Genomic DNA, 25,051 nt, shown 5'->3' with positions numbered 1-25,051 from the left:
GATGTGGGCGCCACTGAGGGGATCACGAGCCGAAAGATCAGCCGCCTACCTCTTTCGGGTGAGAAGTTGCACGCTGTCATTTGTCAGCTGACAAGGAACAGAAATCTATGGGGAAGCCCGGGTTAGAGCGTCTTCACACTAAATGACCAGGAAGTCGGCTGCCGTCAGCTTCAAGCCTGCATCGACCTTGGCAAACTGGATGGCACGGGCTTGCCCCGATCCATCGGGGTCATAGAACAGGCCGCCTGTCTTGTTGTTGTAGATGATCCGATCCTGTGCATCCAATGCCTTGGATCCAACAACAAAGCTTTCCGGCGCCAATCTTCCAGAGTGGAGCTTCGTAAACACATTGTCGTTGAGGCGGATCGTGTCGTCTTTGGAGCTAAAGTTCAGAATGACGTCGATGTTGCTGGCTTTGAGCTTCGTGTCGAACGTGAAGGAATCCTTGCCGGACGATCCGACGAGGATGTCGTTCCCGCTCTTTCCCCAGATCATGTCGTTGCCGCCTTTGCCCTCGATCCTGTCATTGCCGCTCGATCCTGTGAGCTTGTCGCCCATGCTGGTGCCGGCATAGGTTTTCGACGTGGATGGAAGCCCATTCAGTTTGAACGCTGCCTGAGACGCTTTGACGGGGTGGCTGACCTTCAGATTGTAGAAGGAGGTCTGCCCATAGCCACTCCCCTGCGTTTCGTTCACTCCAAGATATGTACCTGCCTTGAAGTAGAAGGCATCGCTTCTCCATGCCTGATTGATATGATCCATCGCCGAATAGGTCTGGCCGTCGGCTGAGACCGTCACTTTCACACGGTCCGTTGTGACATCGATCGAATAGCTGAATCGCTCGTTGAGGGCGACATCAGGCTTCGAACCAGCCTTGTTGATCAAAGCAAACTTCGTCTCCTGGCCTGTGGCACCGGCAATATCATTGACGAAATAGAGGGTATCTCTTTCCCAGTAGAGGCGGACGAGCTCTTCATCCTGTCCATGAACTTGGCCGACAACGACGCGCCCCTTCGCGCCATTGAAGAGGATCGGAGCTTGGTCGACCTCGAGGGTGGCCTTCATGGAACCACCTCCAGCGATGGTCCATGCTGCCCGTTCCGAACCTTTCATCTCCCGAAGCTCAGAGCGGGCATATCGTGAGCCGCTCGTCGTTGCGCCTCCCACAGGCGCTTTGAAGACCATGGCGCCGTCAGATGCCGTGTAGAAGTAATTCGCATTCACATAGCCGCTGAGGTTCTTCACCTCACCGGCGGTGCCTGAGAAAGTGCCATTCCGGTCTGTTGGAAGAGTTATTTTCCAGTCAGTTAGATTGAAATTACGGCCCGGTGAGAATGACGAATACAAAGCCATTCATGATGCCCCAAGCTCTTATGACTTATTGTTTGAGCGTTTCTTACTGGAATTTCGATTATGACTGGACGTTCTATATGACCGCACTTTCGATTGTATTACCGGAAGGCGCTTGCGCGAGGATTTCGGCTTTTATGTGAAATCTTCTTCTGTCCCCACTGACAATGCAGAAAATCACGATGCAGGGGTGAAGACGTGCTGCCTAGCTCGCGTCCCCGCGCTTAGCGCCTCTCGCTTGTGCCGGGCAAGTGCCAAGGCTCGAATGCCAAGAATCGGGACCTCACTCGAATGGGCTAATTGCTATATCATTTAAATAAATCCAGCATGCAGCAATACAGAGAAGTCTCCGGCTTAACGCGGTTACGCCCAATCGAATTCTTATCCCTGTGCATTTGAATGAGGCATGCATCCTGAGAACGGTGCTGTTCGTCACATGGGTTATCGGAAAGAAGAAACTCACACTCGCCACTTTTTGCCTTGTTAATTGGGGTAGAGAGCGCCTCAGGATCATATCCTGAATACGTGGCTAATCGCTGCATTTGGCTTATTTTACAAGTTGATCCGAAGTAAAAAATCTAGAAAACTGCCGGTGTGCAGTGCAGCAAGATAATCAAGTGGGTGCAGTTACTCTTATGAGTTAAGCATGATCTATTGATGGGAGTAGTTCTCTACTTAACCCGTTGGGGGTATCTCTCCAGCCGAAATAGTGAAGAGCTTTTGAGTAAAGCAGGAGTATTTATTGGGCTACACCCGGCGCAATTCTTTTGGCGCCTCGATTCCACTGTTAGTCGGTAGGAACAGCCTGATGCAAATTAGTGTCTTTGGGATTGGCTATGTCGGAGCGGTCTCATCGGCGTGCTTGGCCAATGACGGCCATCACGTCATTGCAGTCGATCCAAACCCCCAGAAAGTGGGGCCTCTCAACGAGGGTATCAGCCCGATCGTAGAGCCAGGCTTAGGAGAGATGATACAAAGCGGAATCCGCAGCCGGCGCCTCATGGCAACCAGCGACGTTCGCGAAGCTGTCAATGGCACGGATCTGTCGTTCGTTTGCGTTGGAACACCCTCACGTTCAAACGGCTCCCTCGATACTACCTATGTCAGCGCCGCCGCTGAGCAGATCGGCGCGGCGATCCGGGAGAAAAACTCCTTCCATTCAGTCGTCATGCGCTCCACGATCTTGCCAGGCACAATGGAAAGCATCGTTCTGCCTGCTCTTGAGCGCGCTTCCGGCCGTCAGGCCGGCGTAGGCTTCGGCGTTGCATATTACCCGGAGTTCCTGCGGGAAAGCACCGCCATTAGTGACTACTACGATCCGGGCGCCATCATCTTCGGACGTCATGATCAGGCGACTGTTGATCGTCTGCTTGAGATCCACAAGATTTTCAAGGTCGAGCCTAGGGTTGTTTCCATCCGAACTGCCGAAGCGGTGAAGTACACCAACAATGCTTGGCATGCCCTCAAGATCAGCTTTGCCAATGAAATCGGCAATATCTGCAAGGAAGCAGGCATCGATGGTCATGCCGTGATGGACGTGCTCTGCGCGGACAATCGGCTCAACATTTCCAAGGCCTATCTCAAGCCCGGCTTTGCTTTCGGTGGGTCTTGCCTGCCGAAGGACCTGCGGGCTCTGCGATTCGCTGCCCGGAAGCTGGACGTTCCCACGCCTATCCTCGACGCGACGATGGATGCGAACGAAGAGCAGCTGCGGCGCGCATACTCGATGGTTGCCGCAACGGGCAAGCGTCGGATCGGCATCATCGGCTTGAGCTTCAAGCCCGAAACCGACGATCTGCGCGAGAGTCCGCTGGTGGAGCTTGCAGAGCGCCTTTATGGCCGCGGATACGACATCCGTATCTATGATCCGAACATTCAGGTCTCCAAGCTGACCGGCGCGAACCTTCAGTTCGTGAAAGCGCACCTTCCCCATCTGACGTCTCTGCTGACGGCCGATGTTAACGAGGTGGTGGATCACGCTGAGGTGTTCGTCCTCGGGAATCGTGACGAAGCCAAGCGCCTCCTGGATGTCGTGCAGGATGACCGGCCCCTCATCGATCTCGTTCGTATCGACCAAGCAAGGTGCTCAGGTGACTTCTATCAGGGAATCTGCTGGTAACGGCAGTATCCGTCTCTCGGAGTCGATTGGGGCGCATATTCTCTACGTGGTTGCCGTGGCGGCTTTTGCCGCCGCGCTTCCGCCTGGAGCTTATGTCTCTGTCGGAGCCGGTGTGATCGGAGCCATCGGAATACTGGCCATGTGGCGCTACGGATGGGGCATGCTGCACTTCGTCCGTGCGCTCATTTTCCGCAAGTCGGTCTTTCCCCGCCAGCGGAAGGCTGCCGATGAGGCAGTCAAGCACGATCCTCCGAATACGTTTCTCCTCGTGACGACGTTTCGGATCGACAGCGCGGTGACTACGCGCGTCTACAGAGCAGCCTTTGAGGCTGCGTTGGCTGCGCCCGGAAAGGCCACAGTGGTTGCATCGATCGTCGAGGCTGGTGATCAGCGGCTCATCAAGAGCCTCTATCAGGCAATCTGCGGTCATCAGGACAGGGTTGATCTGGTTATCGTCAGGATCGCCGGGACGGGCAAGCGGGATGCTCTCGCTTACGGCTTCAGGGCCGTCGCTCGCCGCGCTCCAGCTCCTGATGATGTGGTTGCCGTGATAGACGGCGACAGCATCGTTCCGCGCGATCTCGTGCAGAAATGCGTCGGCTTCTTTCAGCTGGATCCGATGGTGGGTGCGCTAACAACTGACGAGACGAGCGAAGTCCGCGGCAGTCGCATCTTCCAGGAGTGGTACGCTCTGCGGTTTGCGCAACGGCATACTCTGATGTCATCGGTCGGCCTGTCTGAGCGGGTCCTGACCTTGACCGGCCGCATGTCGATGTTCCGCGCAAGCATCGTGTGCAATCCGGAATTCATCCGCCAAGTGGAGCTCGACTACGTCGATCATTGGCGCCTCGGCCGATTCAAGTTCCTCACCGGGGACGACAAGTCGAGCTGGTTCTGGCTGCTTCGGAATGGCTACAAGATGCTCTACGTACCGGACGTCTCCGTTCTGACGGTGGAGGATCCGCCATCGGAGAACTTCGTCTCGGCTGCAGCCATGCTGATGGTGCGGTGGTTCGGCAACATGCTGCGTACGAATTCGAGGGCTCTTGCTCTCGGGCCTTGGAGGATCGGTCTGTTCACGTGGTGGTCCATCCTCGATCAGCGTCTGTCGATGTGGACCTCTCTCGTCGGCTTCTTCGTTGCACTTCTGGCCGGGATCTTCATCAGCGGATACGCACTCCTTCTGTATGCGCTCTGGATCCTGACCACCCGCTACATCCTGACCCTGTCTCTCCTGGCGTCTCGCCCAAGAGTGTCGGTTTTCTATCCTTTCCTTCTCTACTTCAATCAGATCTTCGGATCGCTGATCAAGGTCCACGTGACGTTCCGCCTCGACCGTCAGAAATGGACACGACAGAAGACGACATCTGCGAATGTGGCAAAGCGCCCCCTGATCGCAAGCAACTTCATGTCGGCGTACATGCATAGTGTCGCGCTTATCGCCTTCGTATCGGTTTTGGCCTGGGGAATGAACCTCCTTCCAACGCCAAACCCCATGTTCTTCCTTCCTTGATGACAGCGTTGCCGCTTGGAGACCGTACCAATGTCGAAAATTACGCATGAGGCCGAGGTTCAAAGGCAGCATCCTCGGTACCGCTTGCCCGTGAAATGCATTCACAATGGAGCGCAGCTCGCGGTCGTCGATATTTCGGTCGGCGGTCTGGGACTTCGGACCGGCTCGCTTGACGCCAAACTGGGCCAGGTGCTCGATCTGACGCTCGCCTTTCCGTTCAGCGGTTATGAACTGACCCTGCCCATCAATGCGGAAGTTCGTTACGTCGCAGACGAGCACAACAGAATCGGCCTTCGCTTTATCGATGTCTCTCCACGTCAGCATAGCCTCCTGCGATTCATCCTCGACGCATATCTTGCCGGGGAGGTCGTGGAGGCAGGAGACGTGCTGGATGTCGTCGCTCGGCGCAACGAGGGGAAAACCCGGGAGGTTCCTCCACGGCCTCAGCCCAAGGGCATCATGGCCAACCTTGCCCATCGGGGACGAAGCGCAGCAGGCTATATCGGCATCGGCGCGGCGACTTTGCTACTTCTGGGCTTTGTCGGGACGAGCCTGTTCGACCGTTTCTACCTGATCCCGGCACAGTCGGCCCAGATCACAGCCGACCTCGTCACCGTGCCCGCTCCATCGAACGGACAACTCACTTTCATGGCTGCCGGAAACGAGGTCAAAGCTGGTGAGCCGCTCCTCACAATCCAAGGCACGCAGGGCAACAGCATCGTCATTGACAGTCCCTGCAACTGCGTGGTTCAGGCCCGATACAGCCGGACTGCCAACTTCGTCCGGGAAGGAGCGCCGATCCTTACTCTGCGGGAGAAGACCAGTAATCCTTACATCACCGCCAGCATTCCGCAGGATCAGGCGTTGCGGTTCTACAAAGGGGCCAATGCCGTCATCGAATATGCTGACGGAACTCGCGTAAGGGAAGCTAATATTGAGCGGCTGCCATCCTTCGAAGATCCTTCCCTCGCCGGACGATTGATCGTCAGACTGGCCCCCGGCCGCGAGCTCGGAGCATCGACGATCGGCCAGCCCGTATCCGTGGTGTTCAATACATTTTCCGGATCTTCGATCGGATCTGCCGTCAGCAAGCTCCAAACGGCTGTGAACTGGGCAGGCAACAAGATTGCAGCTATCCTGTCTAAGGACAGCGCGACGGCCAATGCACAAAAAAAGGCCACAGAGCCTCAAAGTGAGAATGGAAGGCGGCTGGCCGGGCTCAATTCTGGGGAATGAATGGGCCCGGGCCATCAACCGGATGACATCACTTGAATTTTTTTGGAGATCAGCAATGGACAATATTATTCCGGTTCTCATGTGCGGTGGCTCAGGCACCCGTCTATGGCCGATTTCGCGGTCCAGTGAGCCAAAGCAGTTTCATGCTCTTTCCGGCAGCGAAAGCCTGTTTCAGCAGACGGTTCAGCGCTTCCGCACGGAGCAGTACGCCGAGCCGCTCATCGTCGTGAACACCAACCATCGCGATCTTGCATTGCGAGAGATCGGACAGCTGAGCACCGGGGCTGCCCGGCTTCTGGTTGAGCCATGCGTGCGGAGCACGGGGCCCGCCATAGCGGCCGCCGCAGCTCTGATTGCGGAAGAGGATCCTGATCGGCTGATGCTTGTTGCACCAAGCGATCATGTCATCGAACAAACCGAGGTGTTCACGCAGGCCGTGTCGCAAGCCGCGATGGCGGCACGTCGAGGCCAGATCGTTCTCTTCGGCATCCGTCCGACCAATCCTGAAACGGGCTTCGGTTACATTGAAGTTGGCGAGGCTTTCGATGGCGCCAGCTTCAAGGTTGCAGGCTTCGTCGAGAAGCCGAAGCAGGCTGTGGCGGAGACATTGGTGGCTGGTGGTCGCCACCTCTGGAACAGCGGTATCTTCATGTTTACCGCTCGAACGATCCTGGAAGAGCTCGAGAGGTACGCACCGGACGTCCTGGCCTGCGCCCGCCGCGCGCTCTCTACAGCCCAGCGCGGTAATGATACGATCCGTCTCGCAGCTGACTTCGATACGGCCCCGGTCATCTCGATCGACTATGCCGTTATGGAGAGAAGCGACCGGCTGGTCTGCGTTCCTGTGGCGCCCGAATGGCGTGACCTTGGGTCCTGGTCGGCCCTGTGGGATGTGGGAAACAAGGACGGCAACGGCAATGTATCCCGCGGAGACACGCTCCTTCAGGATGTGCACGACAGCTATGTTCTCGGCAATTCCAGGCTCGTTGCCGTCATGGGTGTCGAAAAGGTGGTGGTGATCGACACGGCTGATGCCGTCCTCGTCAGCTCCCTCGACCAAGCCCAGAATGTCGGTCGCCTCGCAGCGGAACTTGCGGCCGCGAAGCGTCCGGAGGCGAACACGCACAAGAGGGTGCGCCGTCCATGGGGATCCTACGAGTCCCTGCGCGTTGGTGAGACCTTCCAGGTCAAGCACATCGTCGTCGACGTGGCAGGACGGCTTTCGCTGCAGTACCATCATCACCGCTCTGAGCATTGGACCGTTGTTTCCGGAACTGCCCGCGTCACTGTCGGTGAGAGGGTCTTCGTCATGAAGGCCAACGAGTCGGTCTATATCCCCAAAGGCGACGTTCACAGGCTAGAGAATATCGGTGACGACGAACTTCACCTGATCGAGGTTCAGTGCGGCACGTATCTCGGCGAAGACGACATTGTGCGTCTGGAGGATCAGTATGACCGCATCGTCACGATCTGACGGTCGACGTCGATTGCGTGCTGCCCTCCTGGTCATCTCCATGGCGCTGGTTTCCAGCGCCATGGCCCAGGGCGGCAATGAGGTGTCCCGCCTTGCGGACGAGGCCCGCCAGACGTTTCTTTCCGCCGAGCAGAATGGCGTCAACCTGAAGCAGAAGGCCGGGTTTTATCAGGTTGCAAGGGCTAGGTTGAGACTGCTTGAGAAGTTTGCCGGCCAGGATGTTGCAGGATCGGCGGAGCTGCGCGACGGAGCTCGGGCCGAATTGATGCGGCTTGCAGATGATGGTTTGAGCCATGACATCCTCAGCTCCTTCCTTCTTCAGTCTTCCCTTAACGATCTCATGGGTGCTCCGTCTGCTTCCGATCGTGTTGAGGTGGGCGTGTCGCTGCATCAGATCGCCGGCGAACAGAGGTCACCTGCCTACCGGTCTGCCGCTTTCGTGGATCTTGCCCACGCCTATGCCAAAGCCGGCGCTCAGGACCGCGCGCTGAGGTATGCTTCACTTGCGATCGAGGCTGCCGATCAGATCTCTGAGCTAGGCACACGCGGGGGAGCTTACAAAGCTGCAGCCCGCATTGCAGCAGGTCTGGGGTCAATGGGCTCGGATCTCGCTGATCGTGCCGTCACCCGAATTCCTCAATCCCGTGACCGAGCTCATGCGCGCCATGAACTGGCCCGGATCCAGATCAAGGGCAGTGTCTGGGAGAAGGCCACTGACCCTAAGCTCATAGCAGAGGCCAAGCGTCGGCTTGAAGCGGGAGATCTTCCCGGGAGCACCTTGCTGGCGCTTTCGCTTCTGGACAGCAAAGCAAAAGATGAGCTGCTTTCCAGCCTTACCGATGCTGCGCTTTCCAAAAAGGACGACAGGTTCGCCCTTCTGGCGGCACAAGGGATCACCAGTGCGAGCAGCCAGGACAAGGCCATCGCTGCGCTCGCGAGAAGCTATGCTGATCGAGGTACACCGCTTCGAGCCGCCGACATGCTCAACGCCATGCAGGACAGCCCTGGCAAGATTTCAATCCAGATGAAGCTTGCCGTGGATCTGAAGCAGGCCGGTTATGATGCCATGGCCAGTCATCTCCTGTCCGCAAGCACCAAGCAAATCGAGGCTTATGGCGAAGCCAAGCAACGCGTGTCTATTCCCGATGTCGTCCGGGCGCTCACACGCTCCGAGCGCCTGGATGAAGCGTTGCACTATGCCAAGCGGATCGAGTCCGACGCGGAGGGATCATCCGTCCTCAGCGAATTGGTGAAGAAGCTGGCAGACCGTGGTCGGGTGCCTGACGCCGAGGCCCTGCTGCCGCGCCTCATCGAAAAAAATCATCGCTCCTATGCGCTGAGCGGCGTCGCACGGGCGAAGGCCAGAGCTGGAGACATCGCTGGCGCCATGCAGATCATTCCCGAACTGGTCGGGGCAAAGGATGTGGGACGTGGTCTCGCGGCTGTTGCCAGCGTTCGCTCTCGAGCCGGCGATTTCAATCAGGCAATGTCGGTGGCCGAACAAATAGAGGATACTGACTCTCGTCTTGCGGCTCTCTCGGAAGTTGCCCGTCAGGCTGGGCAGCTAAATAAAAAGGAAATAAGTGACCGCGCGTTAAACGGTGTCGTCCGAATTGCCGAGGGGCTCGACGCAGGGACGCGAGACAAGGCGATCCTGGAGATCATCAGGTCTCTGGCCCTAATGACGAATAATGTTCAGGCAAGTGAACTCGTCCGGCGTATCGCCGACGCCGGCATTCGCACACGCGCCGAACAGCTGATCGTTGCGGCCGATGTAAGGGATCTGGTCGGGAAGAAGAAGCGCGGCGAGATTCCTGATGTTCTGCTATCGCGCGGGTTAGAAAGAATCGAAGCCGATGAGGACAAGGCGGAGCTTGCGCTTGAACTCGCCGCTCTTCCGGAAGGTGGCATCCATGCTGCCGATCTGATCCGTACGATCCAGGACGAGCGGGTCCGTGGATCGACTTTCCGGCGCTTGGCCGAGGTCCGGGCTGATCTTCTCAGAAGCCCGTCGGCAGAAGAGCCCAGCGTCGCCGCACTGCCAGATGTGCAGACGGTCGCATCCGTTTCCGAAGAACCGGACGAAACGGTGCAGGAAATTCAGACTCGAAGGGGCCTTGCGCTCATTCTGGGAGATGCTGGAAAGACCACCGACGCGATGGAGCAACTCCCTCGGAGTTTCGTGACGGCTGCAGATGTCAGAGCGGGCACGCCATGGCCTAGCGACGCAGTCGTCGGAACCACTTTTGCAAATCATAATCCCTACATCGCAAAATTTTTCGAGGATGATGAGCAGGGAAGTACGCGCTTGGAGCAGGCAATCCGACATCAGGGCCTGTCATCGCCCCGGGTTGTCGTGATTCAAAGCGGTACTGCGACACTGGGAATGGTTGCTCGCCAGCTCCAGGGCACCGACGGACGGGATCTTATCGAGCATAGTGCTGGCGCTGTGACGGTGCGCGCCCCGATTTTCGTCGCTCCTGGAGCCACACTCATTCTGTCTCGCCTTGACACCCCGGCCTATCGGCTCAGTGCAAGCGCCGGCGCCTTTATCGTCAATGCGGGCAACGTGCACATCGTTGATGCGGAGGTCGTTGGGTACGACGAGGCGTCTGGGCGTCCCCTCTGGGCTGACCCTGACAAGTCCAGCAACTTCCGGCCCTTCCTCCTCACCTGGGGAGATGGGCGCATGAACGTGGCTTCGTCCACTCTCGTGGCCCTCGGGTACGACAACGCCAAGTCTTTTGGGTTGAGCTATTCGTCAGGACCGGAGCATGTAGCGGAACTGCGAGATCAGGCGCGTCCCACGGGCACGGTCGTCGACAGCGTATTCCGTAATCTCCATTTCGGCTTCTATTCCTACGAGGCCGAGCGCATCCAGGTCGTCGGCAATGAGTTCCGGGACAGCGTCGTCTATGCTCTGGACGCTCATGACCGCACAAGGGAGACCATTGTCGCCCTCAACACAGCTTATGGCACGAAGCAACGGCACGGGATCACCATCTCGCGTGAGGTCAATGATGGGTTGATCGTAGGCAACATGACGTTCGACAATGCCGGTTCGGGTATCGTCATCGACCGAAACAGCACGAACAATGTCGTTCATGCTAACAGCTCCTTCCGCAACGAGCAGGACGGAGTGACCATATTCGAGAGCTCCTGCAACGTTTTGACCAACAACTATCTTGGGGGCAACAGGAGAGATGGCTTGAAGGTGCGTAACAGCATCGACGTCGGGGCTTATTCGAACCGCATCGAGGCCAATGCCAATTCCGGCGTCAGCGCCTACATCGCCAACATCATGACGCAGAAAGGTGGGCCAAGCCCAAGCCCTGATCCCGCCAGCTATTCTCCATTGACCAGCCTGTCTCTTAGGCACAATCGCTTCTCTGCCAACGGAGTCGGCATCAACGCGCAAGGAGTCTCGAGCCTTGCCATGTCATCCAACAGGTTCGTGAAGCAGTCCCGTCGTCTCCTTGGCGGCGACATTCGCGGACTGGAAGGTCAGATCCTACGCCTTACTTCTCAATCGGATGTTCTCGTTGCGAGCACCTGCCGGCCGGCGAAGCCGGTTTCCGCGTGCCGCTTGCGGCAGCAGGGCTTCTTCCAGGGAGAAAGTGAGTTGCAGGTCTTCAGGTCTCAAGGCGGATCCGACTGCACCGATGTCAATGGAAGCGTACAGCATCGTGCCTTCTCCAGCACTCCTCAAGGCACATAGGGTCAGCATGAAACCGGTTCTCATCGTTCTCCTGCTGAATCTTCTGACGATCGTTTCGTCTCACGCTCAGAGCAAAGGGAACGGACTCTTTGATGTGGAGCTCCGCAGGGCAGCACTGGGGCAGCCAGCTTTCACAAGTGCGCGCGCGGCCTGCCTTGCTGTACCGCGCGATCCAGCATGGAGCAGCCTCAAACCGATCGATCGCCTAAAAGGAACTGAAGGGTACGGGACGGACGGGGCTGCCAATGATTATGCCTGGGCTGTCATGGTTCTCACCGGGCGCGCTCTGGCGGGGGATGCTGCTTCAGAAGCCTCCCTGCGTGATCTTCTGCTCGCCTGGGCCAAGGCAAAGGCTTTCGCCGATACGGAGGTCGAGCACGACGCCTATTATGCATTGAAACGCGTCCTACTGCCCACCGTCGTGGCGTTTTCCGTATTGCAACGGGGGCTGGATGAGGGGCAGAATCGGGTGCTAGCCGACTGGATCGATCCTCTGGTCCGCAAGGCCGATAGAGCCTTCGACGGCGCCGTCGATCGCAACAACCACCGTTATCTCGCAGACAGTCTGCTGATGACGTGGGGAGCTGTCATAAAAGATGAGGCTCTCTACGCAAAAGGGGACGAGCGCTATCGCGCGATCCTGGCAGAAGCGCGCACTGATGGAAGCCTCGCCTTGGAGACGAGGCGAGGGGCGAGGTCTCTCTGGTACATGCGCCAGTCTCTGGCGAGCCTCACCGTGATGGCAGAGGTGGCAGCCACGCACGGCACCAATCTCTACGACCTCCGGGTTGGAGAAGTGAATTTCGACCGGATCGCGTCCTACCTCCTGAATGGAATAGCGGAGCCCAACGTCGTCATGGCCTATGCGTCCGAGAACTACATTCCAGGCGGGGAGACGGACGCCCGCCGCCAGGATCTTGGTTTTATGACGAAGCGCAGCCATGGACGGCACTATATGGCTTGGATCGAGCCCCTGATCACACGGGATCGGGCAGGCCTCGCCACGAAAAGGCTGAAAGCATTGTTCGTGCGCAACATTCGTCAGGATCGACCGCTCATCGATGAATTCGTTGGTGGCAATGCCACATGCTTTTGGGGACGCTGATGGCTAAGATCAAACCACTCCTCGCCAGCACTGTCGCCATCTCCGTCATGCTGTTGTGCTCGGCAGTCCAGGCACAGGATACGGCGCCCACAGAACCTCAAGCCCGCTATCGTGCGGCAACGGCGAAGATGGCAGAGTTGAAGCAGCGGACCGATCCCAATTCCCTCCTTGAGCAAGGGCGACTGCTTCAGGACGGAGTTCCGGTCAGCGAAACCAATCCCCTCAAAGCCCGTCGCCTCGACGAGGCAGAGCGCCTTTACGACCAAGCGCTCGCAATGCCAGGAGCGCACTGGCCCTCTGCCGCCGTGCGGCGAGCCAAGCTGATCCTGTCGCGCGACAAAGATCAGCCTTCCATTCAGAAGGCGATGGAACTCTTGCGCCGGGCAGCAGCGCTGCAGAACCACGAAGCCGCCTTCCTTCTGGCCGGTTTGATGGAAGCGGGCGCCGGTGGAAGGCGGGATCTCGAAGCGGCAAAAAATCTGTACCAGATTGCTCTGCGGTCGGAGCATGGTCCATCGGGCCTTGCCCTGGCGCGGTTGGAGACGGATCCCGCAAAAGCAAACATATTTGCAACGCAGGGATTAAGGCTTCTCTTCCAGGAGGCCAGGCAGGGATCTGCTGAAGCAGCGAGAACACTGGCCGATCACTATCGGACAACGGGTGATGGGCCGGAGCGCCTGAGCGCCGCGATCGAGTGGTATCAGCGGGCTATCGAACTCGGTGATGCGGAAGCTGCCTTGCATTTGGGCCGTCTGCGCCTCGATCCGAAGTCGCCTCTGCGACAGCCGCAGGAAGCCCGGAATGCTTTTGTGAAGGCGGCTGAGCGTGGTTCCGTCGAGGCTGCCATGATCCTGGCGGAGGATCCTTACAATGGTGCCGCTCTCGGTGTGCAGAACAGTGTCGCGGAACTGTGGCTCAACCGTGCCATTGACACGAAAGCGCCTCGCGCGCTGGTCCTAGCGGCAGAAATCCGCAGCCAGTTTGGTGACGAAGGACGTGTAGCTGCCAAGGGCCTTCTGCATGAGGCGCTGCAGCGGGTGGATGACGATATAACGGCGCTCCTGGCTCTCGGGCGTCATGTTCGCGATGGCGTGCTGATCGAACGCGATGTTCCGCTTGCCCTGAAGCTCTTTGACAGAGCAGCGGCCGGCGACAACACGATGGCCTATTACGAGTTCGCCCGTACCGCGCTGAACCACCAGGATGCGCTAACAGGCGGAATGCTCCCGACGGCCATCGAACGCCTTAGAACGGCGGCGGAGCGCGGGCACGTCAAGGCAGCTGTCGTGATGGGAGACGCGCTGCTGCTCGGGCAGGGTGTTCCGGAATCGCAAGCCGCAGCCATGCAATGGTACCAGCGAGCGGCCGCAAGCGGATCACCTGTAGCTTACATCCGTCTCGGGGATGTCTATGCCGGGCGCTCTGCGGGGCTGGAGGCTCCACAGGCCCTGGACTGGTACCGCAAGGCGGCCGAAGCCAACAGTGCGATCGGGATGGTTCGCCTCGGCAAGATGTTCAATGAGGGCAGGGGAGTGCCCCAGGATCAGGCGCTTGCCGCAACATGGTTCAGCCGCGCGGCGGCTGCCGGCAGTGGCGCTGCCATGGTCGAGTTGAGCTCTCTCTATTCGCGCGCCGGCGGACCCGGACATTTTAATCTGGCTCGTGACTCGCTCGAGAAGGCCATCCGCGCCGGCGATGCTCGTGCGCCGATTGCCTTGGCAAAGCTTTATCTCGTTCGCGGGGAGCGCACGCTCGCCGAGATGACGCTCAAGAGATCCGCAGACAGCGGCAGCGCGGAAGCTGCACTGAACTTGGCGGAACTCTACCTGTCTGGTCAGGCGACTGCAGAACAGCAAGGCGCTGCGCGCAGGTGGCTCTCCGTTGCCGAGAAGGCCATGGCGAGGGATGACGATCAGGCCAGCAGGATTGCCTCGATGTATCTGCGGCTCCCGGATGCAGCATCCACTGAGCACGGTTCTTCCGCATTGGAAGCGTTGGTCAGGAAGAACAACTCGGAAGCCATGACGCTGATGGCAACCGCACTTCTACATGGAACGGGCATCCAGCGCGATCCGGCGCGAGCCGAAGCTTTGTTTCGCCGTGCCATTCAGCTTGGACATGATGGAGCGCGCTTCATTCTCGCTAAAGCATACCGGGACGGTGATGGGCTGCAGCGCGATCCCGCTCGGGCATTCGCACTCTACCGCGAGATCTACAGGGACGAACCAGGCGACACGAAAATCCAGATTGCCTTGGGCGATGCCTATGCCCGTGGTGACGGAGTTGCTCCGAACCGGCGTCTGGCGGCTGAATTCTACACTCAGGCAGCTCGTCAGGGAGATCCGGAGGGGCAGGTTCGCCTTGGGACTGCATATCTTTATGGCGCGGGAGTGGACCGCGACAGCCAGAAATCGGATCATTGGCTTTCCCGCGCGGGCGAAGCCGGCGTGATCGACGCGAAGGTTCAGCTCGGCAGCGCGAAACTGTCCGGCCTTGCGGCGACGGTCGATGCAGAAGGAGCTTTCGCTTCCTACCTTCGCGCTGCAGAGGCGGGCTCGCAAACCGCAATGATCGAAGTGGCGCGCGCTCTGATGAAGGGTTTCGGTACCCTCGCCGACCCGGCTTTGGCGAAGATGTGGCTGGAGCGGGCCGCGGCTCTTGGCTCGCCGGATGCGATGTTCGAACTCCATCGTCTGCATGATCTGGGGGCGAAGCCTAACGCTCGTGAGGCTGAGCGGTGGCTCAGGCAGGCTGCGCAGAGCGGCCATGCCGCTGCCATGTACCGTCTCGCAGTTCGCTATCAGCAAGGAGTGTCCGAGCAAGACAAGGCAATGGCTCGGGAGTGGCTCGAAAAGGCTGCAAAAGTTGGCCATTCGCAGGCTGCCAAAGCGCTTCAGAGGCTCACTGCGTCAGTGGCTGCGCCGGGATGAGAGGTTGACCACGTGGCAATCAGTGTGAGGCGGCGAGCCTCGGAGCAGGTTCAAGCAGAACGGAGCGTGGCAATGACGATCCTCATCCGCTCTCTCGGCATGAAAGTAGGAAACGTCATGGTGCAATCCTTAGCGACTCTCGCCGGCACGGCATTGACCGCGTTCATCGTCCTCGCCGGATCTGCCGAGGCTCAAGTCACGCCTCCTCAGTCGCTGGCACCCACGTCGGACTTCAGCAAGATCTGCACACCAGTTCCAAAGCCTTTTCTGACGCGCGATTGGAGTCAATGGGACAAGTCTCAGCCGGTTGTCGACCCTGAGGAAATGTATGATGCGGCGATTGCCTATGCTGAGGGAAGTGCCGCTCTCAAGCGCGAGCCCGTTGCCGCGAGGCGCCTGCTCGAAGACCTTTCGGACAGGGCATGGCCTGGACGAGGCCGGGCCCATTATCGACTTGGTAAGCTGCTTCTCGATCCGATTGCAGGGCCCGTCGATCCTGAGCGAGCCGCGATGCACCTTGCAACGGCCTCATCCATGCTGAACTTGGACGCGTCGGTTCTCCTGGCAGAGCTCCATGAGCAAGGCCGGATCAGCAGTGCCAGCTTGGCGGAGGCGGAGCGCCTCCTTCGTGCCGCGTCGACAGCCGGTCATGTTGACGGTCTGATCGGCTTGGCCCGACTTCAGCGCAGCGGACGTCTTGGCACGGTGCCTCAGGCTGGAACCAAGGATCTGATCAATCTTGCGCTGCAATCCCTTCACGGAGACCTGAGCAGAGGGCGATGCTCCGCGCTTTATCGCATCGGGTTGATCCTCAGCGACGAAAGCCTCGTTCCCGGCGGCATAGAGGAGGCGATCAAATGGTTTGAGGCTGGCGCGCGCCAGGGCGACACGAACGCCGATCTGGCCCTTGCCGAAATCTATCTGCAGGAGCGTGTCAAAGCCACTCCGGATCGTTTTATCCGCCACCTCGAACGGGCTGCGGAAGGCGGCAGGCCGCGTGCCATGACACTGCTCGGCGAACGCCTCATGCTCGGAGATAAAGCGCCCAAGGACGTCCCGAAGGGCATCACATGGCTGGAGCGAGCCGGCCTCAATGCGGATTCTGAAGCATACAAGCTTCTCTCTCGCCATTATCGCGGGGAGTTCGGGGCTGCTCCCGATTTGTCGAAGGCCGCGGACGCCCTCCTCAAGGCAAGTCGGCTGCCAAGCCACAGCACGAGCATTCTTGTCGGCCTCGCGCGGCTCTATGCCATCGGGGTGAATGGGCAACCCGACGTCAAGGCAGCGCTGACCTATTATCGACAAGCCGCGGACAGGGGCGATGTGGGAGCTCTGACCGACATGGCAAAACTCCTGTTGAGCCATCCCCAGGAAGGATCCCCGGAGGCCCCCTTGCGTCTGCTCAAGGAAGCCGCTGCCCGCAACCATCCTGAGGCCATGGGCGTTCTTGCGGAGCTTTATGCCTGCAGCGCGATTGTTGCGCCCGATGCCAATCAGGCAAGGGCTTGGTTGGACCGTGCAGCGGAGACGGGGCATGTCCGCAGCATTCTGACGGGCGCATCACGAAATGCATCCGATCAAGGATCAGCTCAGAAGAGCGCAGCGGCTCTCCTTCGCGCCGCAGAGCGTGACGACCGGGAAAGCATGGTTCTGCTCGCCCATGCTTTTCGGTCAGGTCTGGGTGTGAAGCAGGATGTTCAGGCAGCCGATCGGTGGCGGAGTGCTGCGCTTGCACCGGGAGAAGGACGATCCCGTGCCCTGCTCCTCCTGGCCCGCAGAATCCTGAGCGGTGAGGAAGGGAATCGGGATGACGCTGCAGCAAGAACGCTTCTCGAGCAAGCCGCGCAGGAAGGGGAGCCGGGCGCCCAATTCGAGCTCGGACGCCTTCTGATCGGGCAACGGGGAGACAAGGCAAATATGCTGCAGGGCCTGCAGCTTCTCCAGGCGTCCGCAGCCTCCGGAAATGCGGCAGCCATGCTGGCACTGTCCGAGGCCCCAAGTGATCTGCTGTCTTCGACTGGGAAGACTGCACAGGACTGGAAACGAGTGGCAGCGGACGCGGGCCATGTCCGCGCTGCCATTGCGCTTGCGTCAGGTGCGAAGGAGGCAACGGAGGCTGCACGCTGGCTTTCGCGCGCTGAGGCGCTTCCGGTCTGCGTAGCACGGGACATGGTCGAACTTGCCCAAGCCTATCATAAAGCGCCCGGAGCTCAGCATCTGGATCGTGCGCGGTACTGGATGGAAAAGGCCCTCGGCAATCTTCAGGCTGGCCCAAAAGACCCTGCCGCTTTGTTCGCGGTGGGGAGGGCGATGATCGATGGCGTTGGCGCAGTGGCCGATAAAGAGGCGGCCATCACCCACATCAAGCTTGCTGCCGATGCCGGACGGGCCGATGCCATGCGGTATCTGGGACGTGGTTATGCGTCGGGCCAGTTTGGTGAGCAGAACATGCAGATGGCTGTCGAATGGCTATCGAAGGCTCTGCGCAGCGGCGACGGCAGCGTAGCCTCCGATCTGTCCCGCCTTGCCGCTACCCCCGGCAGCGAGGGAGCTGCGGCGATCGCCGTCCTGAGGGAGAGCGCAGAAAGCGGCCTGGCGCCTGCCATGCGAGAATACGGCCGCAGCTTGCAACTTGGATTGGGGATGACACCACAACCGGATATCGGCGCCTCCTGGCTGCGGAAAGCCGCAGAGGCTGGCGATGTTGCTGCGATGAAGGAGCTTTCACGCGCCTATGCGTCCGGTTATGGCGTAGAGCTTTCAGCTGGCGCCAGCACTGAATGGCTGCAACGGGCCGCAAAGGCCGGCGATGCAGAGGCCATGCAAGGCTTGAGCCTCGCTATGACTCTTGGCTTCGGAACGGATGTTGATCCCATCGCAGCACAGGAATGGTTGAAGACGGCTGAAGGGGCAACCCGGAAGTAAACGAGCGGTTGGAACGTAGAGCGCATGTGGCCGTCTACCTTTGGCGGTTAGGAGAGACAAATGAAGAGAACAACCCAAATTGTACTCCTGAGCTCTCTTGTGATGAGCATTGCACCGGCCGCAATGGCAGCCTCCAATACGGTCACCAGAACACAGCCGCGATCATCTCAGGTTGCCGTTCCAGCCGCGCCTCCGACTCAGGCGCAGCTCCGAGCCATGTCCACCTTGCGTCTTCTCAAGCTCGGACAGAAGGCGTTGACCGTGGAGATGGACACGCAGGACTTTGTGACCGGCCTCGATGCCGTCAAGATTGCGTCCGCACGTGGAGACCGTGAGGCGACACGTCTCATGGCCAAGATCATGGCACGCAACCAGATCATTCTTGGAGCGGACGATCGTGCAAAGCTTGAACGGCGTTTCCGCTTCGAGGCCCTCCGCGGGGCGTCGAGTTCGGTTCTCGCCATCGCCAGCATGTATGACCGCGGCGACGGTGTTCCGGTCGATGTGAAGAAAGCGGCAGAATGGTATCTGTGGGCTGCACGGGTCGGGCACGAGCGTGCCATGGCTCATGCGGCCTATGCCTATGGTACCGGGCGCGGATTGGAACGCAACGAGGGCACTGCCCTGAAATGGCTCGACGGCGTGAACGAGGGGCGCCAGCGGAGCACCCTTCTTGAGATCGGATGGGCTCTCGTCTTGGGCACGGAAGGGCCAAAAGACATGCCGGCCGCTCTCCGGTTCTTCGAACGCGCAGCCCAGATCAAGGCCAGCGCGGTCTATCAGGTTGCTCTCGATCTCGAGAGGGGGACACGGGGTGTCCAGGACCGCGACGCTGCAGGGCACCTGATCCGGGTCGCCGCCGAACGCGGTGATAGCGGCGCGGCCACTCATCTGGCCAATGCACTCTCAGGCAGCAGCGATGTCGAGGATCAGCGGCGAGCGGTGCAGTGGTACGGCCTCGCCGCTCAGGACAAGGCCAATATCGCGGCGGGGCAAAGCCTCTCGCGCCTGCTGGCCCTGCGGCCGCCAGGAGGGCTTGTCTCTGACATTGTCGCAGCCCTCGAAAAGGCCAAGGCAGCAGGCAACACCGAAGCGCTTATTGGCCTCGCCCATGCTTACTCTGAAGGGATCGGAGTCGATGCCTCGCCAGAGAAGGCAGCCACCCTGCTGCAGGAAGCTTCAGACGCAGGACACCCAGAAGCCAAGTATAAGCTAGGGCTCATGTATAAGTCGGGTGTAGGCGTCACGGCCGATCTCAACAAGGCGGTTGAACTTATTACCAGCGCTCGGGACAGCGGCTATCCCCTCGCTGCCGTGGCGCTGAGCTCGATGAGGGACCCAGTCACGACAAACTCGGTCGGCGAGCCTGCTCAAGCAAGCGAAGCCGCCATACAGTGATATAGTGTCAAATCCGAACCCTGAATATCAACTCTCTAGGACATGTGGCGCAGCGCATATGCCGTGCTCATTTTCCCGTAGAGGACAGCCTTTTGCTTTCTTCGGCAAGGACAGTTGCTCGGTTCAAGCGAATGTTGACGTACTGATATAAACTTTGCGCCTCTTGTCATATAAGTAAATATTCCGACGTGGCGCACCTCCATATTACTTGATTAAGGAACGAGATTAGCATTGAGACTAGTTCAATTGAAGCTCTTGCGAACAATATTCGCATAATTTCAGCTTCTACCACCTAAGCATAGTTTTTTAACTCTTTATTAGGGATGTTCGGCAGCCCGCTAAATTGTACAATTGGAGGTAATCTCTGCGGAAAGGCGCATCGCATGTCGAACCTGTTGCCGGTCACTACTGTCTTGAGCTGCAAGAATTCGATGCTCCGCGAAGGCTTGAAGCACATCCTCTCAAGTACTCGCTTCAAGCTGCATTCCGAAGGGATGACTCGCGACGAGATCCTTCTGGATCAAGGTGCGCCAGGTTCGGCCTTCCTTGTCATTCTTGATGCCAATTCTTTTCCATCAAAGCTGGCGCATGGGATATCGTCCATCAAGGATCAATATCCTCAGGCGCGCGTCGTCATCCTCTCTGACAGCTTCCATCTCGATGACATGAAGTCAGCGTTCCAGTCAGGCGCGGATGGCTATTGCCTTGCGACGACAGGGTGTGAAGCTCTGATCAAATATCTCGATCTTGTTATGCTGGGTGAGGTGGTTTTTCCGTCAGCGGCCTTCCTCAGCGCGATCTCGGAAGCCCAGCGCGAGGTAGACACTCAGGAGCCGTTGGCAATCACGGTCATTCCTACTCACATGCCTTTGAACCCCGAGCTTCAGGACTCGCCCATACGGACGCTATCAAGCAGGGAGTCCGAAATCCTTCAGTGCCTCATGCAGGGGGCGCCAAACAAGGTGATTGCGCGAAAGCTCGATGTCGCAGAGGCGACAGTCAAAGTGCACATCAAAGCTATTCTTCGCAAGATACGGGTCGCCAATCGAACACAGGCTGCCATGTGGGCTGTTAATCATCTATCTGCCGGTCGGGACGAAGATTTCTCGCTCCCGCCTGGCGAAAGGCTGACCTTGCAGAGTTTGCGCTGAACCGCTCCCTGGGTGTAGCGGAGCACAAATGGCTTGCGCCAAGCGTCGTTGAACAAGGTCTCACTCGGAGAAGCATTCGAGCCTTCGGAGATGGTTACCTTATCCGAGTGGGTGATGCAGACTGAATGGGATCGCGGAACCGGCGATGCGTCGCAGGGCAGATCGTGCGCTTTCAAGCCGAAGGATCATCAAGAGACTTCGTCCCGCCTTACGTCGGGATGGCGAATTTTCCAGGATGTTCGCGCGGACTCTCGCTGGCCATGATGGGGTCCTGCCGCACTGACGGTTGCAAGCACCCTGCCTGTTGATCTAATATTTCATGCACTTCAGCTGCCCTCTCAAGTAGAGAACAAGCATGAACTTGGTTGTCTATCGAACAGAGTAACTTTATATCTCGTTTATACCTTTTGATTAACAATCTTTAAAATGTTTTGAATGGGTATTGATTGCCTCCCATAAGATTTTAAGCTAGATACCTTAAGGGAAATTTTACTTTTGTCTCGCCGAATCAAGACGAGAAAGGCATCTGCAATGCGGAACACCTACGATCTTGATAGTCTTCCTCATCCAGGTGCCTCATCGGCTAAGGATGTCGCTTATTCCAGATATATGGAATTGGCGCGCTCGGTTGAGCCTTCGTCGACAGATCATGCGACTGTCAGACCCATCAGGACATTTCTGGTCGAGCCAAATGCGCTTTTGAGGGAAGGCCTGAGGCGAATCCTATCGGAAACCGTCTATGCTCCATCACTTGCAGCTGGAAGCCTCGCAGAGGTCAGTTCCCAGTGCGGTCCCGACAGCGGTACTGTTGTTCTCATCGCGGATGCAAGCCGCGATCATGAGGAATTCTGCCGTCAGACGAAGCTGCTGAAAGAGCAGAAGCCTAACACGAAAGTGGTCATGCTGGTCGAGCAATACGATCTGAACCACGTGCTCACCGCGTTCCGTTCCGGTGCGGATGCTTACCTCAAGAAATCGATCTCCTACGAAGTTCTCGTCAAGTCGCTGGACCTTGTTCTCCTGGGAGAAGCCATCTTCCCTGGTGCAATCCTCGATCTGCTGCGCGATCAAGAAACCCGTATCGAACAGAGCAAGCAGGCATCGTCGGCACCGGAGGGACCACAAGAGCTAAGCCCTCCTGCGAAAGGCTTGTCCGTTCGCGAAACAGTCATTCTGCGCTGCTTGATGGACGGAGACTCGAACAAGATCATCGCGCGCAAGTTCGACATTACGGAAGCGACCGTGAAGGTTCACGTGAAAGCCATTCTGCGTAAGATCCAGGCCAAGAACCGAACTCAGGCGGCGATCTGGGCAGCAAGCCACTTGTCTGCGAGCCGGGGGGCCACCGTCAGCTGATTGGATCTTGTTTGCTCAGAAGTGCCGTTCAAGGGAGCCGTTGGCTCCCTTTCTTTTTGGGCCAAGCGGGATAAGGAGCTTCTCGGAGGGCTTACGCCGAGCGGAGAACCTCCACGCGGTTCTCCGCCTGATCCTCAAGGATCATCGCGGCTCCCTTATCAGCGATCATGAGCGTTGGTGAATTGGTGTTGCCGCTCGTGATTGTCGGCATGACCGATGCATCGATGACACGAAGGCTCTCGATACCACGGACCCTTAGGCGTGCGTCTGTCACGGCCATCGGATCACTGTCGATGCCCATCTTGGCGGTACCCACGGGGTGGAAAATTGTCGTGCCGATATCCCGTGCACCTTTCAGGAGTTCCTCGTCGGTCATGAGCGTTGCGCCCGGCTTGTACTCTTCCGGGCGGTATTTCTGGAGCGCCGGCATCGCAACGATCTGCCTCACGAGACGCAGGGCATCCACGGCCACCCGCTGGTCCTCTTCCGTCGAAAGATAGTTCGGGCGAATGGACGGAGCCTCGCCGGACTTGCCATCGCGGATCCTGACTGTCCCGCGGCTGGTGGGCCGCAGGTTGCATACGCTCGCGGTGAAGGCCGGGAAGGGGTGAGGATCTTCGCCGAACTTGTCGAGCGAGAGAGGCTGGATGTGGAACTGGAGGTTCGGAGTGGCGTAGTCCGGCGAAGAGCGCGTAAAAGCTCCGAGCTGTGAGGGCGCCATGGTGAGCGGCCCTTTGCGGAACAGCGCATACTCAAGTGCCATCTGGCCCTTCTTGAAGAGCGAGCGGTACTCCTCGTTGAGGGTTCGCACGCCGCTCACCTTGTAGATCGGCCGAAGCTGGAGATGATCCTGCAGGTTCTCGCCGACGCCCGGCAGGTGATGGACGACGTCGATCCCGCGTTCCTGCAGGAAGGCGCCGTTGCCGATCCCGGATAATTGCAGCAGCTGCGGCGACGCGATGGCGCCCGCAGACAGAATGACCTCCTTGCGAGCCATAACCCGCCGCAGGTTGCCGTGCTGCCGGATCTCCACGCCGATGGCGCGCTTCCCCTCAAAGAGGATGCGCGTGGCATGGGCGTGAGTTTCCACCTTCAGATTGGAGCGTGACAGGGCCGGCTTGAGGAAGCCGCGGGCGGCCGACCAGCGGCGCCCGTTCTTCTGGTTCACGTGGAAATACGAGATACCCTCGTTGCTGCCCGTATTGAAATCGCTCACCCGGGGAATGCTGGCCTCGACGGCAGCCTCGATGAAGGAATCCAGGATCTGCCACCGCATGCGAGGCTCTTCGACGCGCCATTCGCCCCCCGCGCCGTGGTGCTCGCCCGCGCCGAGATAATGGTCGACGTGCTGCCGGAAGATCGGTCGCACGTCATCCCAGCCCCAGCCTTCGAGGCCCATCTGGCGCCAGTTGTCGTAATCCTCGCGCTGGCCGCGCATATAGATCATGGCGTTGATGGCGGAGGATCCGCCCAGGACCTTACCGCGGGGATAGTTGAGGATGCGGCCGTTCAGGCCTGCCTCCGCCTCGGTCTTGAACATCCAGTCGGCGCGCGGGTTGCCGATGGCGAAAAGATAGCCGACTGGAATATGAAACCAGATCCAGTTGTCCTTGCCGCCAGCCTCAAGCAGGCAGACCGCGTTGCGCGAATCCTTGGACAGGCGGTTGGCGAGAACACAGCCGGCCGAACCGGCACCGACAATGACGTAATCGAATGTTTCGCTGTCTGGCATGGTCCAGCTCAATCAATGAGCCGGCGCTCGCAGTGAGGAGCGCCGGCAGGGTTCCCGATGCCCCTTAAGCTACGCAGCGCCTTTCGACCTGCGTTTCGTGAATTCCAGAATCTCACCAACGATCCCGCGGCGGAACAGCAGCACACAGATCACGAAGATGATGCCGATCAGCACCAGAACGGGGAAGTCCGAGGCTGCGAGATAGTTCTGCAGGGCGATCACGAGGCTGGCGCCGACGATCGGGCCGATCAGTGTGCCGATGCCGCCGAGCAGGGTCATAAGGATCACTTCGCCCGACATCTGCCACTGCACGTCGGTGAGGGTCGCGAACTGGAACACGATGGCCTTGGTGCTGCCCGCCATTCCCGCCAGCGCCGCCGACATGACGAAGGCCCCGAGCTTATAGCGATCGACCCGGTAACCGAGCGAGACCGCTCTCCGCTCGTTCTCGCGGATCGCTTTGAGGATGTTGCCGAAGGGCGAGTGGACGATGCGCCAGATGGCGAAGAAGCCGAACAGGAAAATCGCCAGCGTGAGATAGTACATCGCCAGCGGCTGGTTCAGATCGATGAGGCCGAGAAGGTGGCCCCGTGGCACGCCTTGGATGCCATCCTCGCCGTGGGTGAAGGGCACCTGCAGGCAGATGAAGGCGAACATCTGCGACAGGGCGAGAGTGATCATCGCGAAGTAGATGCCCTGACGCCGGATGGCCAGGAAACCCATCACGAGGCCCATGACGGCAGCGCCGGCCACACCAAGCAGGATGGCGGCCAGGGGCTCCCAGCCCCATACCTTGGCGGCATGGGCGGTGAAATAGGCGGCACCACCGAAGAAGGCCGCATGGCCGAAGGAGAGCAGGCCCACATAGCCGATGAGCAGGTTGAACGCGCAGGCAAACAGCGCGAAGCAGAGAATGCTCATCAGGAGGACGGGGTAGAAGAAGAACGGAGCTGCCAGCAGGGCCGCGATGGCGATCGCGCCCAGCACAATGGCGGAGGTGCGCAGCTTCGGCTGCTCCGCGAGATATTCGGTTCCGACAGCCAT

14 protein-coding genes are annotated in these 25,051 nt (G+C 58.9%); 11 read left to right on the top strand and 3 right to left on the bottom strand.

Annotated features, from left to right (window positions below):
• Window positions 1-138 precede the first annotated feature (138 nt).
• Entirely contained in the window at window positions 139-1,353 is a 1,215-nt protein-coding gene (locus tag IC232_RS00615; protein ID WP_190842862.1) for a polysaccharide lyase family 7 protein, read from the bottom strand.
• A gap of 739 nt (window positions 1,354-2,092) precedes the next feature.
• Here IC232_RS00615 and IC232_RS00610 point away from each other — a divergent pair.
• The 11 genes from IC232_RS00610 to IC232_RS00560 all read left to right on the top strand — a co-directional run bounded on the left by IC232_RS00610 (window position 2,093) and on the right by IC232_RS00560 (window position 22,275).
• Entirely contained in the window at window positions 2,093-3,469 is a 1,377-nt protein-coding gene (locus tag IC232_RS00610) for a nucleotide sugar dehydrogenase (protein ID WP_246811983.1), read from the top strand.
• The gene (locus IC232_RS00605) at window positions 3,390-4,982 is read left to right on the top strand and encodes a glycosyltransferase (RefSeq protein WP_246811982.1); all 1,593 of its coding nucleotides are present in this window, start codon (window positions 3,390-3,392) and stop codon (window positions 4,980-4,982) included. The genes IC232_RS00610 and IC232_RS00605 overlap by 80 nt, the downstream gene beginning before the upstream one ends.
• Before the next feature lie 30 nt (window positions 4,983-5,012).
• The gene (locus IC232_RS00600) at window positions 5,013-6,218 is read left to right on the top strand and encodes a PilZ domain-containing protein (protein ID WP_190842859.1); all 1,206 of its coding nucleotides are present in this window, start codon (window positions 5,013-5,015) and stop codon (window positions 6,216-6,218) included.
• A 55-nt stretch (window positions 6,219-6,273) separates the two neighbouring features.
• Entirely contained in the window at window positions 6,274-7,692 is a 1,419-nt protein-coding gene (locus IC232_RS00595; protein ID WP_190842857.1) for a mannose-1-phosphate guanylyltransferase/mannose-6-phosphate isomerase, read from the top strand.
• On the top strand, window positions 7,670-11,410 hold the full coding sequence (locus IC232_RS00590) for a right-handed parallel beta-helix repeat-containing protein (RefSeq protein WP_190842855.1): 3,741 nt from the start codon (window positions 7,670-7,672) through the stop codon (window positions 11,408-11,410). Before IC232_RS00595 ends, IC232_RS00590 begins: the two co-directional genes overlap by 23 nt.
• A 265-nt stretch (window positions 11,411-11,675) precedes the next feature.
• Window positions 11,676-12,515, top strand: a complete 840-nt coding sequence (locus tag IC232_RS00585; RefSeq protein ID WP_190842853.1) for an alginate lyase family protein — start codon at window positions 11,676-11,678, stop codon at window positions 12,513-12,515.
• Window positions 12,515-15,445 carry an SEL1-like repeat protein gene (locus IC232_RS00580; RefSeq protein ID WP_190842851.1) on the top strand — a complete coding sequence of 977 codons (2,931 nt, stop codon included), beginning with the start codon at window positions 12,515-12,517 and terminating at the stop codon, window positions 15,443-15,445. The genes IC232_RS00585 and IC232_RS00580 overlap by 1 nt, the downstream gene beginning before the upstream one ends.
• 72 nt (window positions 15,446-15,517) lie before the next feature.
• A complete protein-coding gene (locus IC232_RS00575; protein ID WP_190842848.1) occupies window positions 15,518-18,370 on the top strand; it encodes a tetratricopeptide repeat protein in 2,853 nt (950 codons plus the stop codon).
• A 216-nt stretch (window positions 18,371-18,586) separates the two neighbouring features.
• Window positions 18,587-19,768: a tetratricopeptide repeat protein gene (locus IC232_RS00570; protein ID WP_190842846.1), complete on the top strand. Its 1,182-nt coding sequence runs from the start codon at window positions 18,587-18,589 to the stop codon at window positions 19,766-19,768.
• Window positions 19,769-20,151: 383 nt separating this feature from the next.
• Complete coding sequence (locus tag IC232_RS00565) at window positions 20,152-20,919, top strand: LuxR C-terminal-related transcriptional regulator (protein WP_190842844.1); 768 nt, start codon at window positions 20,152-20,154, stop codon at window positions 20,917-20,919.
• Between the two features lie 531 nt (window positions 20,920-21,450).
• Entirely contained in the window at window positions 21,451-22,275 is an 825-nt protein-coding gene (locus tag IC232_RS00560; protein WP_190842842.1) for a response regulator transcription factor, read from the top strand.
• A 91-nt stretch (window positions 22,276-22,366) separates the two neighbouring features.
• Here IC232_RS00560 and IC232_RS00555 read toward each other — a convergent pair whose 3' ends face one another.
• Window positions 22,367-24,007, bottom strand: a complete 1,641-nt coding sequence (locus IC232_RS00555) for a GMC family oxidoreductase (RefSeq protein ID WP_190842839.1) — start codon at window positions 24,005-24,007, stop codon at window positions 22,367-22,369.
• Window positions 24,008-24,076: 69 nt separating this feature from the next.
• Window positions 24,077-25,051 carry a branched-chain amino acid ABC transporter permease gene (locus tag IC232_RS00550; RefSeq protein ID WP_190842836.1) on the bottom strand — a complete coding sequence of 325 codons (975 nt, stop codon included), beginning with the start codon at window positions 25,049-25,051 and terminating at the stop codon, window positions 24,077-24,079.

The sequence above is a fragment of the Microvirga sp. genome, assembly GCF_014699075.1.
In the GTDB taxonomy this organism is placed as follows: domain Bacteria; phylum Pseudomonadota; class Alphaproteobacteria; order Rhizobiales; family Beijerinckiaceae; genus Microvirga.
Note: the sequence above shows the minus strand (reverse complement) of the source record. Positions and strands in the feature narration are given on the sequence as shown.

Coding starts and splice junctions, on each gene's coding strand:
- IC232_RS00565 (WP_190842844.1), top strand. CDS start 20,152: ATGTCGAACCTGTTGCCGGTCACTACTGTCTTGAGCTGCAAGAATTCG.
- IC232_RS00605 (WP_246811982.1), top strand. CDS start 3,390: ATGACCGGCCCCTCATCGATCTCGTTCGTATCGACCAAGCAAGGTGCT.
- IC232_RS00555 (WP_190842839.1), bottom strand. CDS start 24,007: ATGCCAGACAGCGAAACATTCGATTACGTCATTGTCGGTGCCGGTTCG.
- IC232_RS00595 (WP_190842857.1), top strand. CDS start 6,274: ATGGACAATATTATTCCGGTTCTCATGTGCGGTGGCTCAGGCACCCGT.
- IC232_RS00615 (WP_190842862.1), bottom strand. CDS start 1,353: ATGGCTTTGTATTCGTCATTCTCACCGGGCCGTAATTTCAATCTAACT.
- IC232_RS00550 (WP_190842836.1), bottom strand. CDS start 25,051: ATGGCTGTCGGAACCGAATATCTCGCGGAGCAGCCGAAGCTGCGCACC.
- IC232_RS00560 (WP_190842842.1), top strand. CDS start 21,451: ATGCGGAACACCTACGATCTTGATAGTCTTCCTCATCCAGGTGCCTCA.
- IC232_RS00580 (WP_190842851.1), top strand. CDS start 12,515: ATGGCTAAGATCAAACCACTCCTCGCCAGCACTGTCGCCATCTCCGTC.
- IC232_RS00570 (WP_190842846.1), top strand. CDS start 18,587: ATGTCCACCTTGCGTCTTCTCAAGCTCGGACAGAAGGCGTTGACCGTG.
- IC232_RS00600 (WP_190842859.1), top strand. CDS start 5,013: ATGTCGAAAATTACGCATGAGGCCGAGGTTCAAAGGCAGCATCCTCGG.
- IC232_RS00575 (WP_190842848.1), top strand. CDS start 15,518: ATGACGATCCTCATCCGCTCTCTCGGCATGAAAGTAGGAAACGTCATG.
- IC232_RS00585 (WP_190842853.1), top strand. CDS start 11,676: ATGGTTCTCACCGGGCGCGCTCTGGCGGGGGATGCTGCTTCAGAAGCC.
- IC232_RS00590 (WP_190842855.1), top strand. CDS start 7,670: ATGACCGCATCGTCACGATCTGACGGTCGACGTCGATTGCGTGCTGCC.